We start from the raw sequence: 15,405 nt of genomic DNA, 5'->3' as shown, positions 1-15,405 counted from the left end.
AGGTTGCCGGGACGTCACGCTTATCCTTGACCCGTGTTCGCTATCGCGCTGGTTCCGGTCGTGCTGGGTCTCCTCGTCGGTTTTGGTGGGTTCCTCGGGTTCCGTGAGCGCTTGACGCGCGAAGGCGGCACCGGGGTGCGCACGGAAGCGGCGTTGCGCAGCGAAGAAGCCTTCAAGCTGGCCAACCGCGTCGCGGGCCTGCCGACCATGGCCGGGGGCGCGATCTCCGTGCTCACCGGGCTGGCAGGGCTGGCCATGCCGACGACCGCCGGTCTCGTCTCGGCCGCGGTCGCGGGCGTGCTCGCGATGCTCGTGCTGGTCATGGGCGGCGGCGTGCTCGGCAACCGGGCCGCGCTGACCGTGCCCGCCCCGGCTCCGGCGGCACCGGCCGGCTGCAGCGGCTGCGCGTGCGGCGCCGGCGGCTGCGGTGTCTTCAAGAAGGAAGAGGCCTAGTTTCCGGTCGTCTCAGTTCCGCTGGAGGTCACCCGGATGGGTGGCCAGTAGCGCGAGCGGGATGCCCTGGCGGCGCAGCACCTGGCTCCATAGGTCGCCGTCCGGTGAGGCCAGGATGTCGCTCGGCAGGGCGGGCACGATGACCCAGTCTTCCCGCTCGATCTCGCCGGCCAGCTGCCCCGAGTCCCAGCCCGCGTACCCGGCGAACACGCGCACCCCGCGGACCTTCGGCACGAGCGCCTCGGGATCGGTGTCCAGGTCGACCAGCGCGACGGGGCCGCGGACCGCGATCACGCCCGGCACGCTCGCCGCCGTCTCGCCGGTGCGCAGCGCCGCCAGGCACAACGCGGTCTTCTTCTCGACCGGCCCGCCGACGAACACCGCCTGCGGCTCGGCGACGTGCCCACCCCAGTTGGGCAGCACGTCGTGCACGGCGACGTCACTCGGCCGGTTCAGGACCACGCCGAGCGTGCCCTCTTCCCGGTGATCGATGACGAACACCACGGTCCGGCGGAAATTGGGGTCGACCATCGTGGGGGCGGCGACCAGGAGCGTTCCCGGTTCAACCTCGGCGTCCGCTGGCACGCGACCCATGATCCCACCCTTGGCCCGGCGAATGACTTCGGCTCGGGAACAATCGCCCCAACAGCCTCGTTTGAAACATGTGGCCGGCGCACTCCGTGTCCCCCGGGCTCACTGAAGAACCGCCTTTGTGGAATACCGTCCGGCTGGAGCCACACTGCGCATAGCCGCCGAGAGGCGACCTCAGTGCGTCGGCCACCCACTGCTCGGTGGCTGCGCCACCTTCGCCCGCTCGCCCTGAGGGTGTCCGACCAGGGGGCAAGCCCCCTGGAACCCCCGGAGTGCGTCGGCCACCCACTACGCTGACATGGTGATCAGCTCCCAGTCGACGACCGCGCGCAGAGGCCCTCGGGAGCTGCTCAAGGACCCCGACTTCCGGCGCCTGCTCTTCACGCGCTTCGCCGCCAGCTGGGGCGACGGCGTCTTCCGCGCGGGCCTCGCCGGAGCCGTCCTGTTCAACCCCGAGCGCGCGGCCGACCCGCTGGCCATCGCGGGCGGGTTCGCCGCCCTGCTGCTGCCGTACTCCGTGGTCGGTCCCTTCGCGGGCGCCCTGCTGGACCGCTGGGACCGCCGTCGCGTGCTCATCTTCGCGAACCTCCTGCGCGGGCTGGCGATCGTGTGCGCGTCCGCCGCCGTGGGGCTCGGGTTCGGCGGAATCGGCCTGTTCTCGCTGGCCCTGGCCGCGGAAGGCATCTCCCGCTTCATCGGCTCGGGGCTCTCGGCGTCGCTGCCGCACGTCGTCGAGGAAGAAAGCGTCGTGACGGCCAACGCCTTCGCCACGACGCTCGGCTCGGTCGTCGCCGTCGTCGGCGGTGGCTGCGCGATCGGGTTGCGGGCGCTGTTCGGCAGCAACGACGTCGGCTCGGCCGAGACCACGGCCTTCGCGGTGCTCGGGACCCTGGTCTCGGCGTTCATCGCGCGCGGCTTCGCCCGCGGCGTGCTCGGGCCGACGGTGGTCGACGAGCCGCCGAACCCGGTGCTGGCCGTCGCGCGCGGGCTGGCGGACGGCGCGCGCCACGCCTGGCGCGCGCCCAGCGTCACCGCCGGGTTCGTCGCGCTCTTCGCGCACCGGGCGTCGTTCGGAGTGTCGCTGCTGGTCACCGTGCTGCTGATGCGCAATTACTTCACCGACCACGGCGTCTTCCGCGCGGGCCTGCCCGGGCTGGGGCAGATGGCGGTGCTCGCCGGAGCCGGGCTGCTCCTGGCCGGGCTGCTGACCGCGCGGATCGTCCGCAAGTTCGGGCGGCTGCGGGCGGTACTCGGCTCACTGCTGCTGGCGGCGATCGCGCAGTCCGCGTTCGGCCTGCCGATGGTGCTGCCACTCGCGCTGCTCGCGTCGTTCGTCATCACCGGCGCGGGGCAGGTGCTGAAGCTGTGCGTCGATTCGTCGATCCAGCTAGACGTCGCCGACGAGGCCCGCGGCCGGGTGTTCGCGCTGTACGACACGCTGTTCAACATCACGCAGGTGGCGGCGGTTTCGCTGGGCGCGCTGGTCGTCCCGGACGACGGCCGGTCGCCGGGGCTGCTCATCGCCGCGACGGTCTGCTACCTCGTCGGCGGGGCCGGGTACGCGCTCGCCCGGCGCCGGACGCTTCGCTGACGCAAACACCCGAACCGGTCACGATGACTGCTCCATTGGCATTAGGGTGACCGGAAAGCATTAGTAGGTTCGAGGGACACCGGGGGCACCTGTGACCACCGCGGGCGACGACCGTGCACGGCTCGAAGCACGGAATGCCGCGATGAAGGACCAGATGGACACCCTCCTGGAGAACTTCGAGCGGCAGACGGCGCAGCTGCGCGACGCCCAGGCCGCGGCCGCCGGAACCACGGCCCAGGTGAGCTCACCGGACGGACTGGTCCGCGCGACCATCGACGCCGGCGGCAGCCTCGCGAAGCTCGAATTCGCCCTGAACACCTTCGAGCGCACGACGCCGGCGCAGCTCGCGGACACCGTCCAGTCGCTGGTGCGCCAGGGATCGCTGCAGGTCAAGCAGAAGATCGCCGCTCTCATGGCGCCGATCACCGAAGGCCTGCCCGACCTCGCCGACCTGGTCGAGGGCGCGCCTTCGCTGGCCGGGCTGGTGCCGCCGATCCCCACGTTCGACGACTTCGCCGAGGTGCCGCCCGCGCCGCGGCCCGAGTCCTTCGAAGAGAGCGGTTCGATCCTGCGCAACGAGCAGGCGCCGCTGCCCGCCCCCAAGCCCACCCCCAAGCGCGTCCGCCCGCCGCGTGAGGAGGACGAAGAGCCGCCGTCGTCCTGGATGACGAGGGGCGACTGATGCCGGACGAGGGTTCCGGGTTCACCGCGGAGCCGGACGCGGTCCTGCGCGCGTCGAACGGCCTGGTGATGGCGGCCGACGCGCTCGACAACGCGGCGAAGGCCCTGCAGGCGGCGCTCGCGGCGCAGGGTGAGTGCTGGGGCGGCGACGACTCCGGCAAGGAGTTCGCGAAGGACTACGTCCCGGGCGCGCAGGGCGCCGTCGAAGGCTTCACCAACCTCGTCGAGGGGTTGCGGGGCATGCAGCAGAACGTCGCCAAGTCGATGAAGGCCCTTACGGGCGCCGACGAAGACGTGACGTCCCAGCTCGGCAAGGGGCAATGACGCGTGGGTATGGAGATGCCCGACGCGGTCAAGTGGCTGCTGCCGATCGTCGTCGGGGAGAGCTGGCCCGAGGGCGACGAGACCAAGCTGCGCGCGCTGCGCGACGCGTGGCACACGGCGTCTTCGGCGATCGGACCGGTCTCGGAGACGGGCAACCAGGCGGCGTCCGGCATCCGCGACAACTGGACGGGTGACGGCGCCGACGCGTTCGCGGGGCAGTGGAAGAAGTTCGTCGAGGGCGACGAGGCGTACTTCAAGCAGCTGGCCGACGCGGCTCAGGCTCTGGGCGATTCGTGTGACCAGACGGCATTGGACGTCGAGTACACGAAGTACATGATCATCATCTCGCTGATCATCCTGGCGGCTCAGATCGCGGCGATGATCGCGGCGGCGGCGGTGACGTTCGGCGGCTCGACGGCGGGGATCGCGCCGGCCCAGATCGCGACCCGGATGACCGTGCAGATGCTGTTCCGGCAGCTGCTCGAGAAGTTGGCTCAGCAGGGGTTCAAGCAGGTCGCGAAGGAGCTGCTGGAGAGGCTGCTCAAGCAGGGCATCAAGAAGATCGGCATGGAGGTCCTCAAGAACGAGGCGATCAACCTCGGCATGGACGCGGGCATCCAGGGCCTGCAGATGGCGAAGGGCGACCGGAAGGACTGGGACTGGTCGAAGACCTCGGACGCAGCGATCTCGGGCGCGGTGGGCGGAGTCGTGGGGGCGGCTTCGGGCTCGATCGGCCGCGGGGCGACCGAGGGACTCTCGCACAGCGCGGGCGGCCAGATCGCGGACGCGGCAATGCGGGCGGGGGCGCGCGGAGCGGTCGAGGGGGTCGCACAGACGGTCGCCCAGGCGGCGGTGACCGGGGACCTGGGGTCGTTGACGCCGGAGCAGCTGCTGATGGGAGCGTCCAGCGGGGCAGCCGGGGGTGCGGTCGGGGGTGCGAAGGAGCAGCTGCACTCGGTTCACGAGGCGAACATTCCGCGGGCTGACTCGGATGGCGGGTCAGGTGGAGCCGGTGAGTCCGCTGGGGCGGGGGAGTCCAGGGCGGGCTCCGAGCCTGGGTCGCGGGCTGATCCCTCGTCGGAGCCAGAGTCTCGGGCAGAGTCAGCTTCGGAGCCGGAGTCTCGGGCAGAGTCAGCTTCGGAGCCGGAGTCTCGGGCTGAGTCAGCTTCGGAGCCGGAGTCACGTCGTGAGTCCTCGCCGGAGCCCGAGGCGCGGAGCGAGTCTCCGTCTGAGCCCGGGGCTCGCCGCGAGCCTTCGCCGGAATCCGAGGCTCGAGCTGAGTCGTCTCCGGAGCCGGAGTTCCGCCGGGAGTCCTCGCCGGAGTCCGAGGCTCGAACCGAGTCGTCTCCGGAGTCCCGCCGGGAATCGTCGCCGGAGCCGGAGGCTCGTCGTGAGTCCTCCTCGGAGTCGGCGTCGCGGGACGAAGAGCCGCGCCGTGAGACGTCCTCCGAACCGGAGTCTCGAGGTGAAGAGCCACGTCGCGAGCCGGCCTCCGTACCCGAATCACGCGGCGAAGGATCTTCCGCGGGCAAACAGCCTCGTCACGAGGCTTCCTCGGCGCCCGAGCAGCAACGCGAAGCCTTGTCCGAGCCGGAGCCGCGTCGCGAACCGGCCTCCGAATCACGCAGCTCCGCACCGGAGGCCCGGCGAGAGCCCGAGACGGAGCAGCGTTCGCAGCCGGTCGCCGAGGCACCACGGCCAGGCACGAACCAGGTCCCGCAGCCGGCCGCAGCACCAAGCCATTCATCATCGCCGGGCGGCGCACCCCAGGGCGGCTACGGTATGGCCCCAACCCCGGGATTCGCCCCGGAACCGGGCCGCGGCGGCGGACGCCCCCAGGACAACGTCGGAGCGGCGGGCTTCACGGGCGGCCCGAGCCAGGCGTTCGCGGCGGACGCGGGATCGGCGGGGTTCCAGAACGGACCGTCACCGCAGACGCCACCCCCGGGCGGGTTCCCGCCCCCACCCCAGAGCGGCCCATCGACCGGCGGCGCCCCGGGACGAACGGGCGGCCAACCCCCGACGCCGGAGCAGCCGCGACAAGTCCCCCGGCAGGACCCCCGCCGAATGCTGCACGGCGGTCAGCCGCCCCTGCCGCCGAGCGGCTATCGCCCGGGAGGCCCGGCTGGCGGCCGTCCCCAGCACGGTGGACAGCCTGGCGGGCAGCCGACCGCCGGAAGCCCAGCTCAACCCGGCGGGCTTCCGCTGCACGGTGGGCCAGGCGCTCTGCCGCACGCCGGACAGCTGCCCACCGGAAACCCGGCTCAACCCGGTGGGCAACCTCCGCACGGTGGACAGCCAAGCGCCCAGCCGCCCACCAGACAGCTACCGCACGGTGCACAGCCAGGCGACTGGCTGCCACACAACGGGCAGCCGCCCCAGGCTGGCGGCCAACCCGCTCAGGGAGCGCCACTTGCGCATCCGGGCGGCCGGCCACCGCACGGCGCCCGCCCAGGGCAGCCAAGCGGCCCGCAGCTCGGCGGCCACCTGCCGCAGGACGGTGGGCGGTCCCTTCCGTCCGGTCAGCCGCCGATGGGGGGACCGCCGATTCAGCCTGGCGGGTTACCGCTGCAGGGCGGTCATCCTGCGCAGGTCGGCGGACCGGCTCCGCATGGTGGGCAGCCTCCGCACGGTGCCCCGACCAGCGGGCAGCCGACGCAAGGTGGGTTGCCGCCGCAGGGTGGGCCTCCCAGGCAGGTCGGCGGACCGGCTCCGCATGGTGGCCCGGCTGACGGGCAGCTGCCGCAAGGTGGGTTGCCGCCGCAGGGTGGGCCTCCCAGGCAGGTCGGCGGACCGGCTCCGCATGGTGGCCCGGCCGGCGCGCAGCCGACGCAGGGCGGGAATGCTGGGCAGGTTGGGGGGCCGGGTCCGCATGGTGGGCGGTCTCCGCACGGTGGCCCGGCTGACGGCCAGCCGCCGCCGGGTGGGTTGCCTCCGCAGGATCCGCGACGGATGGCGCCTCATTCGGGAGTGCCTCCGCAGGGTCCGCCGCGGGCGCCGATGGGTGGTGGGCAGCGTCCGGCCGGGTATCCGAACCAGCCTCGTGGTCCCCAGGGTCCCGGCCCGCACCCCGGTGGACGGCCGCCGATGCCGCCTCCGCCGGGTGGACGGCCGCCCATGCCGCCGCACGATCCGCGACTGGGACCGCCTCGGCCTGCCGGGCCCACGCAGGTTCCGCCGCCGCGGTTCGGGCCGCCGCAGGAGCAGCTGCCGCCGCGCGGATTGTTCGAGCCGCCGCGGCCGGGGGACCGTGGGCCGGAGCAGCCGCGCCCGTTCGAGGAGCCCACGCCGGCCGCCGAATCCCCGCGGCAGCCGGCGGCCGAGCAGCCCCGTGCGGAGCGGTCGCCTGCACCCACCGAGCCGCACCCGGCGGAACAGGGCGCGCTCGGCAACGACCGGCGAACGCCATCCGAAGCGAGTTCGCCCACGGCCGGGAGCGAGCCTGCCCAGGACCGCCCAGCCGAGCAGGCAACGCCCGCGGACGGACGCCCGGCGAGTGAGGACTCGGCCGAGCGCACCCAAGAACGCCTCGACGAGCAAGTCTCATCCGAGGAGCACTCCGCCGAACAGCGAACGCCCGACGAACACTCGGCTGCCCAGGACCGTTCCGGTGAGCAGCTCGATCAGCACACTTTCGGCCGCGACCACCCGGGCGAGCATCCGGCCGAGCCGGGGACATCCGGCCACGACGAGCCCTACCTCACCGATCCGCGCTTCCACACCGAGGATCCACTCGGCATCCAGCGGATCGAGGACACTTTCCTGGACTCCGGGCACCACAGCCCGGTCGATGGCGAGTGGCGGCACGAACAAGTCCGGCGGGAGGCGCTCGAGAGGCGGGACCTGGCGCACCCCGGCATGTCCGATGCCGGAGCCGTCGCCGTGCACGCCTACACCCGTTACGAGCTGGTCGGGCCGCTCAACCACGCCCTTCGGCTCGGTGGTCCCGAACTCCCGCACCTCGCTCCGCAGGCCGCGGCGCTCGTCTCCGGTCTGAACGAACTGCCGCCGCACGAAGGCGTTGTTTCGCGGAGGGTGGACTTCAAGGGTGATGGCGGGCGGCTGCAGGCCTTCCTCGCGCGGTTCCACGACGGTGCGCACATCACCGAACCGTCGTTCCTCAGCTCCTCCAAGGTCGACGCGCAGCACCCGCGCAGCAACTTCCCCGGCGAAGTCGAGATGCGGATCCGGTCCAAGACCGGGCGGGACGTCGAAGCGCTGGCCAGCATCGGGCACGAGCGGGAGGTCCTCTTCAAGGCCGGGACGCAGTTCAAGATCACCGGCATCGAGGAGGGGCCCGGGCACCCGAACGCCAACCCGCGCCGGCCCGGCGAGCCGCACTACGTCGTGCACGACGAAGAGGTTGCTCCCGGGGAGCCGGGGCACCTCGGCGGGTCCGATGCCCGCGATGCCGTCGAGCGGCGCCGGGCCAGTGAGCGCGCCGACGAGGACCGGTTCCAGCGCGAAGCCGACGAAGAGCTCGAGAAGTTCTACGCCGAGCACCCGCAATACAAGCCGTCCAACAACCTGGCGTCCCTGCTCAACGCCTTCGACGATCCCGACGCGCCACCCGCGCCCGAACGGCGGCCGCCCGCCACCGGGAAACCGGAGGGTGGCTGGGCGCAGCTTGCCGAGCCGCTCGTGCCGGGTGGCCCGCCGGTCCTGCACGCCGGGTCCGTCGAGACGCCGCAGCAGCACGCACGCCTGGTGCGGGACGCTCTTCCCGAGCTCAGCGGGGTCAACACCCGCAACCACTACCGCCCGGACGGCCTCGAGCAGGGCTACCGGACCAATGCCGCCGAGTCGATGGCCGCCTTCGAGCGGCGGATGAACGGGGAGGACGTCGTTGCCGGGCCGGCTCGGCAGCAGAGCGTCCGCGAGCAGCTCGGTGGGACGTGGAACAGCCGGGACAGCTTCGACGGCGTCGCCCGTGACCTCGGCGAACGGCCCGTCGGCGCGCGGGCGGCCGTCGCCTTCGAGACGCCCACCGGCGAGTCGCGGCTGGTCGCCGCCGTGCACACCGAGCACGGGGTCCTGTTCGCCGATCCCGTCACCGGGCGGCTCGCCGAGCTGCCGCACGACGCCACCGGCATCCACACCCTGCCGCTCGGCGGCGGGGACGCGCCGCACGTCGAACATCCGCCGATCGGCGACCGGCTCAACCCGCCGGCCGAGCACGTCGGGCACGACGAGGGCTACCTCTTCGACGGCGAGCACCGCGGCACCCCGGCCGACCACGAAAGCATCCGCCACGCGGTCGGCAACGAGGAGATCTACCAGCAGATTCACGACCGCGCGCTGGCTCGCCGGGACGCCGCCGGGCTGCCGATCAGCGACGAAGGCGCCGTCGCGCTGCACGGCTACACCCGCGGCGAGTACGCCTACGACGTCAACGAAGCCCTGCGCCGCGGCCCCGGCCACCCCGGCTTCGACCTCGCGCAGCACAACACCCGCGCGATCACGGACGGCCTCAACCAGGTCCCGCGCCAGTCCGGCGAGACCATCCGCGCCTACGACGTCGGCGGCGACCCGCGGCTGGCCGAGCTGGTCGCCGCGCCGTACGAGCCGGGTGCGGTGGTCGTCGAGCCCGCGTTCTCCAGCGCTTCGATCAAGACCGGCGAGTTCTCGTCGTCGAAGTTCGGCGACGACGTCGAGCTGCACGTCCGGTCGGACAACGTCCGCGACATCTCGAAGCTCGCCGAGAACCCGGGCGAGCGGGAATCCCTTTCACCGCCCGGCACCCAGCTCCTGGTGTACGAGAAGCGGCTGGAGCTCACGCCCGAGGGCCGCCGCAAGTGGGTCATCGAGGCCGAGGAGATCGGGCCCGGCCACCCGCGCTACCTCGAGCCCGACGCCGCGCGGCAGAAGATGGCCGAGCGCCGCGCCGAAAACGAGCACAACGCGGCCGAGTTCGAACGGCGCAAGCAGGCCGCGATCATGGAACGGCTCGGCGGCCTCGGCGAGGCGGAGCACGTCACGTCGCACCAGCCGTCGGTCCACGACCTGCCCGAGCCGCCCGCGGCAGCACCGGCCCCGGTCTCGGTGCACGACTACTCGCGGCTGGCCCGGGCGACGAACCCGCCCGCCGAACCGGCCATCCACGCCGGCGGGACGACGCCGTCCGAGCGCGCGGCCTACGTGCACGACCGCCACCCGCACCTGCGCGAGGTCAACCCGGGCTTCCGCGAGCCGGGCGCGTTCGAGAACGGGTACGTGACGAACTGCACGCGCGGTCCGGAGGCCTACCTGGACCGGCTGCGCGGCGGCGACATGACGGCCGAGCCGATCCTGCCGCACGAGATGGGCAGCCGCGGCACGCTCGAACACCTCGAGGGCCGGTTCGGGGAGACGTTCTCCGCGCGCGGCAGCTACGACGACGTCATCCGCGAGATGCGGGAGCGGCCGCTGGACCACCACGCCGTGGTCGCGGTGAAGTACGAAGGCCCGAACGGGGTCGAGTACGGGCACGTGGCGATGGTCGTGCACACCCGCGAAGGTGTCGCGTTCATCGACCCGCAGTCCGGTGACCTCATGCACCTGCCGCAGCCGCCGAAGAGCCTCAAGCTGATGCACGTCGGCACCCCGGACGAGGTGCACGTCGGCACCGAGCACGGCACCGGGGAAAGCCACGGCGGCTACGGCACGGCGGCACCGCACGACGCCTTCCTGGCCAGGGACGACGTCGCCGCGGCGCTCGACGGGCACGCGGACGCCGACTACATCCGCGCGCACCTGGGAGAACACCCCGGCCTGGTGCGCGCGCTGTCCGACCCGGGCAACGACTACCTGACGCGCTCGCTGCTGGACAACCCGAAGACGCTGGCCAGCCTGCTCAGGCACCCCGAAGCGATCCCGATCCTCGAGGACGCGGTCCACGAGGTGAACGAGCGCGGCTACCGCGTGATCGACGACGTCGAGAACCAGGGCGTCGAGCCGTTCGACCCGACTCCGGAGCAGGCGGAGATCTCCGCGGACGTGGCGCTGATCGCCGGCGAAGCCGCGCCTGAAGCGCTGCGGCACGGCAGCTTCGACCCGGCACGAGCCGGTGATCCGGATTACTGCAGGCAATGGGTTGCCGAGGAACGCGAGCGCTGGCCCGAGACGCAGGGGACGCTGAACCGCATCACCGAGCGGATCGCCGGAGAGACTGATGGCCATGCGGGATTCCGGCCGGAGCCCAAGGACGACGTCCGGGCCCTGGCGAAGATCGCGAAGTACGGTTGGGATGGTTCCCTGCTGCACGACCTCGTCGGCTCCAAGATCCAATTCGAGCGGGTGGCGGACATGTACCGCGCGCTGGACGCGGTGCGCAACGATCCCGAGCTCACGATCGTCGACTTCACCGACCGTCTGGCCGGACCGAAGGGCAGCGGTTACCGGGACCTGCAGCTCAACGTGCGGCTGCCGAACGGACATGTGGCCGAACTGCGGCTCCACCTGACGCACATCGACGAGGTGGCGTCGTACGAGCACGCCCTCTACGAAGTGCGCCGCGACTTCGAGACCCTCAGCAGGAAAGACGGGCGTGAAGGCCTCCCTTCGCCGGAGGAGGCAGCTCTCACCGCGGCGCTGACCGAACAGGTCCGAGGTCGGTTCGAGGAAGCGTTCCGGCGGGGACTGACATCCGAGGAGAGCGGCTGATGGCCTTCCGAACCCCCATGTTCTACAAGTACTACGCCCAGACCTACCGGATCGACTCGACGCCCGATGGCGGATTGAAAGGCACCATCCTCAATCTTCAGACGGGGTTCTTCGAGCAAGACCAGGACGGCAGCAGCCACATCCGCGAGCTCATCTGGTCGACCACGGAGTCGAACATCCGAGGTCCGTTCGGCGAAGAGAAGTTCGTCCAGGAGACCGAAATCGAGCGGAACCACTACCTGTCCGGCGACGGCCCGATCTTCGCGCTCTACGAGACGATCAACGGGATCAACGGCACAGCGTTCCGGGAGGGCCGCCGCCGGACTCCTCAGGAGACCGCGCTGGTCCGCGCGCTCCAGACTCGCACCTTCAAGATGTGGGAAGACGAAGCTGCCCGGATCGACGCCGGCGAGCCGCCGTCGTTCACGGTGACGAGCCGGTTCAACGCGGGGCAATGATTCACGTGGAACATCGACTTTCGCCCGACGAGCAGCGCACTCTCCTGGTGCGGCTGGGAAAGCTCGTGCGCGAGCACCGCGTCAACGCCGGCGTGCCCGCCGTCGCCGACTTCCGGCAGGTCGGGAAGCACACCGAGACCGCGGGCCACAACACGGCCGTGCCGGACGAGGTGGCCGACCTCTTCGCCGAGCTGCGGGCCGGCATGTACGCCGAGGGCCGCGGCACCTGGCTGCAGGCCCGGTTCGCCCTGAATCCCGACGGCAGCTTCGACTTCGACTTCGCGCTCGACGACGACCCGCTGTGGACCGAGGCACCCGAGCCGGCCGCCTACCCGGAGGAACTCGCCACCTTCCCGCGGGCCGACGAGCACATCCCGGACTGGTGGCGGCTGCGCGCGCAGCTGCCGCTGGGCGTGGTGTTCCGGCACGCCGACGTCGGCGGCCCGGACGTCGAGCGGCCGCCGCTGACCGACACCGAGGTGCCGCTCGTGCTGCAGTACCTCGAGCGCGAGGCCGTCGTGCACGAAGACGGCGACGAGCGCTTCCACACCGACGGCACGTGGATCTGGTCCGACGCCGTTCCGCTGCTGCTCGCGGAGCACGGCGTGCCGCCGGAGCCCGACCTGGTCGCGCACATCCGCCGCCACCACTTCCAGCCGCCGTACGTCGAGCCGCTCGTCCGGCGGACCGCGGAGGCCGACCTGCTGGGCAGGCCGCGGCCGAAGCCGGGCCGCGCCGACGTCAAGAAGACGTCCGGGGACGTCGCCGCCGAGCTGGAGACCACGCCGGATCCGCGGCTCGGTGACGAAGAGCTGCTGATCGTGCTGGTGCAGCGGCTCGGCGAGCACGGGGTGTGGCCCGAGGCCTACCGGGTCGGCGAACGCGCGGACGGCGCCTGGTGCCTCAACTACACCGCCGACGGCTGGGAAGTCGCCGCGCACGCCGGGGGGAAGCCCCGCGCGCCGAAGTACTTCGCCCGGCTCGAGGACGCCGCGCAGCAGCTGCTCGGCGCGTTGCTGCTGCACCCCGCCCGGATGACCGCCGGGCACGAAACCCCGCGGGAAACGGCGAAGGAGCTCGACGACTGGCCGGTGCACCCGGCGGCGGGTGAGCCTCCCCTCACCCTGCTCCGCAACAAGCGCATCACCAGGCTGGTGGCGGGTACGGTCGTGCTGCGCTTCGGCGAGGAACCCGGCAACCTCGTTCACCACGGCGAGGTACGGTTCGCCACGACGTCGCTGCCGCTCGAACGGGAGCGGGTGCGGCGGAGCTACCGGCTCAGACGCCCCCTGCACGTGATCACCGGCATCACGGTTCCGTGGGCGAACCTGCCGGGTGGTGCGGTGGCCTTCGTGCTGCCGAAGACGATCGCCGAGCACGAGTCCGACGGAAGCCTGGAGAGGATCGAGTAGGTGGAAGCGGCGGAAGCGATTGCCAAGGTCGGCCAGTGGCTGCGCGCGGTGCACGGTCCGGACGTCTCCGGCCCGGCGGGCCTGCGGGTGGACACCGAGAAGGTGCTGCGCATCCCCGAGGGCTGGTCGGTGCCCTACAACACCATCGCGTTCCTCGACGAGGGCCGGCCGGAGAAGGAGATCTTCCCGCCGCCGTCGGTCGTCGTCCGCGAGCCGGACGGCGAGCTGCGGCAGGCGCACCCGCACCCCGGCGGGCTCTCGGTGCCGGTGGCCTTCCCCGGCCAGGAGAACTGGCGCGAGGTCGTCGACCCCGAGTACGTCAAGGCCGGGCTCGGTGAGCTGGGCGTGCCGCTGCAGGCCGTCGCGGGCTGGGTGAAGGTCGACGCCGAGGGCAACCAGACCGGCGAAGAGCGGGAGAACCCCGAGTACAAGGCCGGCCCGATCCGCCGCGGCTACCCGAAGCCGGAGAACACGCTGGAGACGCTCCTGTCGTTCGGCAGCGTCGGCTGGCTGACCCGGGAGCTGCTGCTCATCGGGCTGATCCGGTGCGAGGTCTACGTCCCGCTCGACCTGGAGACCGGCAAGACCGACCGGTTCTACTTCGCCGAGGAGCGCAACGAGCTCAAGGTGTTCAGCTCGACCCGGCACCTGCCCGCGCGCGAGCACGGCTGGTGGAAGGTCGACGTCGCCACGCTCGCCGAGTTCGAGCATCCGCCGAACCTGGTCATCAACGGCGGCCCGACGACCATCGAGGACGTCTCCAGCGGCGAGCTCGCCGAGATCGTCCAGCGCTTCCCGCGCCACGAGCCGCGCATCGACGTGCACGGCCGCTGCCCGGAGGCGGAGGAGGACCTGATCCGGGTGGCCACCGAGACCGCGGCCCGGATGGGCCTGCCGGATCCGGTGAAGCCGCCGCTCCTGGCGGCCGAGAAGGCGCGACGGCGCGGCTTCGAGCTGACGGCCGAGGAGTGTGCGAAGACCGTGCTCGGCGAGTCCTGGGTGAAGCGGCTGAGCATGCCGGAGCCGCCGCGCAGCAAGCCCAACGACCTGCGCGCGAACGGCCTCGCCCCGGCGTACGACAACGCCGGCCGCCCGGTGCCGCGGCTCGACACGTTCGGCAAGTACTTCGAGCGGGACCTCGACGGCTTCCGCTACGGCTGGCAGCGCGTCACGGGCGCGTACGTCGGCTTCGCGCTCGGCGAGGCGCTCGGTGCCGCCGTCGACCGGATGATGCTGCACGACATCCACGCGAAGTTCGGCATCGAAGGCGTCACCGACCTCGTCCCGGCGTTCGACCAGCCCGGCCGGATCGGTTCGCTGACGCAGCGGCTGCTGTTCTACACCGAGGCCGTGATCCGCAGCCCGCACCGCGAGCAGCCCGAATCCCGCGAAGCCGAGCAGCTCTTCCCCGACGTCGTCCGCGGGGCGCTGCAGCGCTGGCTGCGCACGCAGGGCGCGCCGATGGACGCCGTGGACGGCTGGCTCGTGCAGGTCCCGGACCTGCACGCCCGGCGCGACGCCGACGACGCCGAGCTCAACGCCTACCACCAGCTCGTGACCGGGGCCGCCGGGGCGCCGCCGATGACCGGCCCGGCCGCGCTGATCCCCGCGCTGCCCGCCGCGCTCACCATGGCCGGGCCCGGCAGCGGGTTGAGCGGCGGGGCGCGGCAGGCGGTGCGCGAGCTGGCCGGCGTGACGCACCCGGACGAGTCCGACCTGGCCGCCGCGACCTACCTGACCTGGCTGTTCGAGCACGCGCTGACCAAGGACGCGTTCAGCTTCCCGATCTGGAACACCAGCCGCGAGGTGCTCAACCCGGACAACCGGTTCCAGCAGGGCCCGGAGTGGACGGCGATCGCGGACATGGTCGCCGAGTCGGTGCCGTTCTTCGGCGAGCACGGGCTGCCCGACCTGCGGATTCCCGAGCTGATCGGCGACGGCAAGACGACGCTTTCGGTGCTCGGCCGCGCCTTCGCCGCGTTGTCGGGCTTCGAGAACTACCCGGAGCAGGCGCTGCTGCGCGCCGTCAACCACTCCGGCCGCAGCGCGCTCACCGGGGCGATCGCCGGGGCCCTCCTCGGCGCGCGCACCGGGATCCCCGGGCTGCCGCAGAAGTGGGTCGATCAGCTGGAGCTGCGGTACCTCGTCGAGCAGGTCGCTTCGGACGCTTACTGGCACTTCGACCGGCACTCGGCGCTGAGCGCGCTCGGCGACGCCTGGATCGAGCGGTACCCGCGGCATTAGCGCGAGGATG

The 15,405-nt window shown here is 72.1% G+C and carries 10 protein-coding genes; 8 read left to right on the top strand and 2 right to left on the bottom strand.

The features are described 5' to 3' along the window. The first annotated feature begins 33 nt into the window (after positions 1 to 33). Positions 34 to 453 (top strand): SdpI family protein, encoded by a 420-nt coding sequence (locus ACLJOU_RS03180; protein WP_410562895.1) that lies wholly within the window; start codon positions 34 to 36, stop codon positions 451 to 453. 12 nt (positions 454 to 465) lie between these two features. Here ACLJOU_RS03180 and ACLJOU_RS03175 read toward each other — a convergent pair whose 3' ends face one another. Then, a complete protein-coding gene (locus ACLJOU_RS03175) occupies positions 466 to 1,047 on the bottom strand; it encodes a YqgE/AlgH family protein (protein WP_410562893.1) in 582 nt (193 codons plus the stop codon). A gap of 295 nt (positions 1,048 to 1,342) precedes the next feature. Here ACLJOU_RS03175 and ACLJOU_RS03170 point away from each other — a divergent pair, with 295 nt between their 5' ends. The 3 genes from ACLJOU_RS03170 (at position 1,343) to ACLJOU_RS03160 (ending at position 3,640) form a co-directional block, all read left to right on the top strand. Continuing rightward, on the top strand, positions 1,343 to 2,635 hold the full coding sequence (locus ACLJOU_RS03170) for an MFS transporter (RefSeq protein ID WP_410562890.1): 1,293 nt from the start codon (positions 1,343 to 1,345) through the stop codon (positions 2,633 to 2,635). A gap of 142 nt (positions 2,636 to 2,777) precedes the next feature. Continuing rightward, positions 2,778 to 3,317: a YbaB/EbfC family nucleoid-associated protein gene (locus tag ACLJOU_RS03165; RefSeq protein ID WP_410562888.1), complete on the top strand. Its 540-nt coding sequence runs from the start codon at positions 2,778 to 2,780 to the stop codon at positions 3,315 to 3,317. Then, positions 3,317 to 3,640, top strand: coding sequence for a WXG100 family type VII secretion target (locus ACLJOU_RS03160; protein WP_410562886.1), 324 nt, complete (start codon positions 3,317 to 3,319; stop codon positions 3,638 to 3,640). The genes ACLJOU_RS03165 and ACLJOU_RS03160 overlap by 1 nt, the downstream gene beginning before the upstream one ends. A 3,543-nt stretch (positions 3,641 to 7,183) precedes the next feature. Here ACLJOU_RS03160 and ACLJOU_RS03155 read toward each other — a convergent pair. Beyond that, positions 7,184 to 7,447, bottom strand: coding sequence for a hypothetical protein (locus ACLJOU_RS03155; protein WP_410564802.1), 264 nt, complete (start codon positions 7,445 to 7,447; stop codon positions 7,184 to 7,186). Here ACLJOU_RS03155 and ACLJOU_RS03150 point away from each other — a divergent pair. Genes ACLJOU_RS03150 through ACLJOU_RS03135 form a run of 4 tightly spaced genes read left to right on the top strand, consistent with a single transcriptional unit; the run spans position 7,379 to position 15,395 of the window. Further along, entirely contained in the window at positions 7,379 to 11,281 is a 3,903-nt protein-coding gene (locus ACLJOU_RS03150) for a toxin glutamine deamidase domain-containing protein (RefSeq protein WP_410564691.1), read from the top strand. The genes ACLJOU_RS03155 and ACLJOU_RS03150 overlap by 69 nt on opposite strands. Then, positions 11,281 to 11,739, top strand: a complete 459-nt coding sequence (locus ACLJOU_RS03145; RefSeq protein ID WP_410562884.1) for a hypothetical protein — start codon at positions 11,281 to 11,283, stop codon at positions 11,737 to 11,739. The genes ACLJOU_RS03150 and ACLJOU_RS03145 overlap by 1 nt, the downstream gene beginning before the upstream one ends. Continuing rightward, the gene (locus ACLJOU_RS03140; protein WP_410562881.1) at positions 11,736 to 13,151 is read left to right on the top strand and encodes a TNT domain-containing protein; all 1,416 of its coding nucleotides are present in this window, start codon (positions 11,736 to 11,738) and stop codon (positions 13,149 to 13,151) included. Before ACLJOU_RS03145 ends, ACLJOU_RS03140 begins: the two co-directional genes overlap by 4 nt. Next, positions 13,152 to 15,395: an ADP-ribosylglycohydrolase family protein gene (locus tag ACLJOU_RS03135; protein ID WP_410562879.1), complete on the top strand. Its 2,244-nt coding sequence runs from the start codon at positions 13,152 to 13,154 to the stop codon at positions 15,393 to 15,395. It begins immediately after the preceding gene. Positions 15,396 to 15,405 lie beyond the last annotated feature (10 nt).

This window comes from Amycolatopsis sp. cmx-4-61 (genome assembly GCF_046548775.1).
Taxonomy (GTDB): domain Bacteria; phylum Actinomycetota; class Actinomycetes; order Mycobacteriales; family Pseudonocardiaceae; genus Amycolatopsis.
The sequence above is the reverse complement of the archived record's forward strand: the minus strand, read 5'-3'. Positions and strand labels throughout refer to the sequence as shown.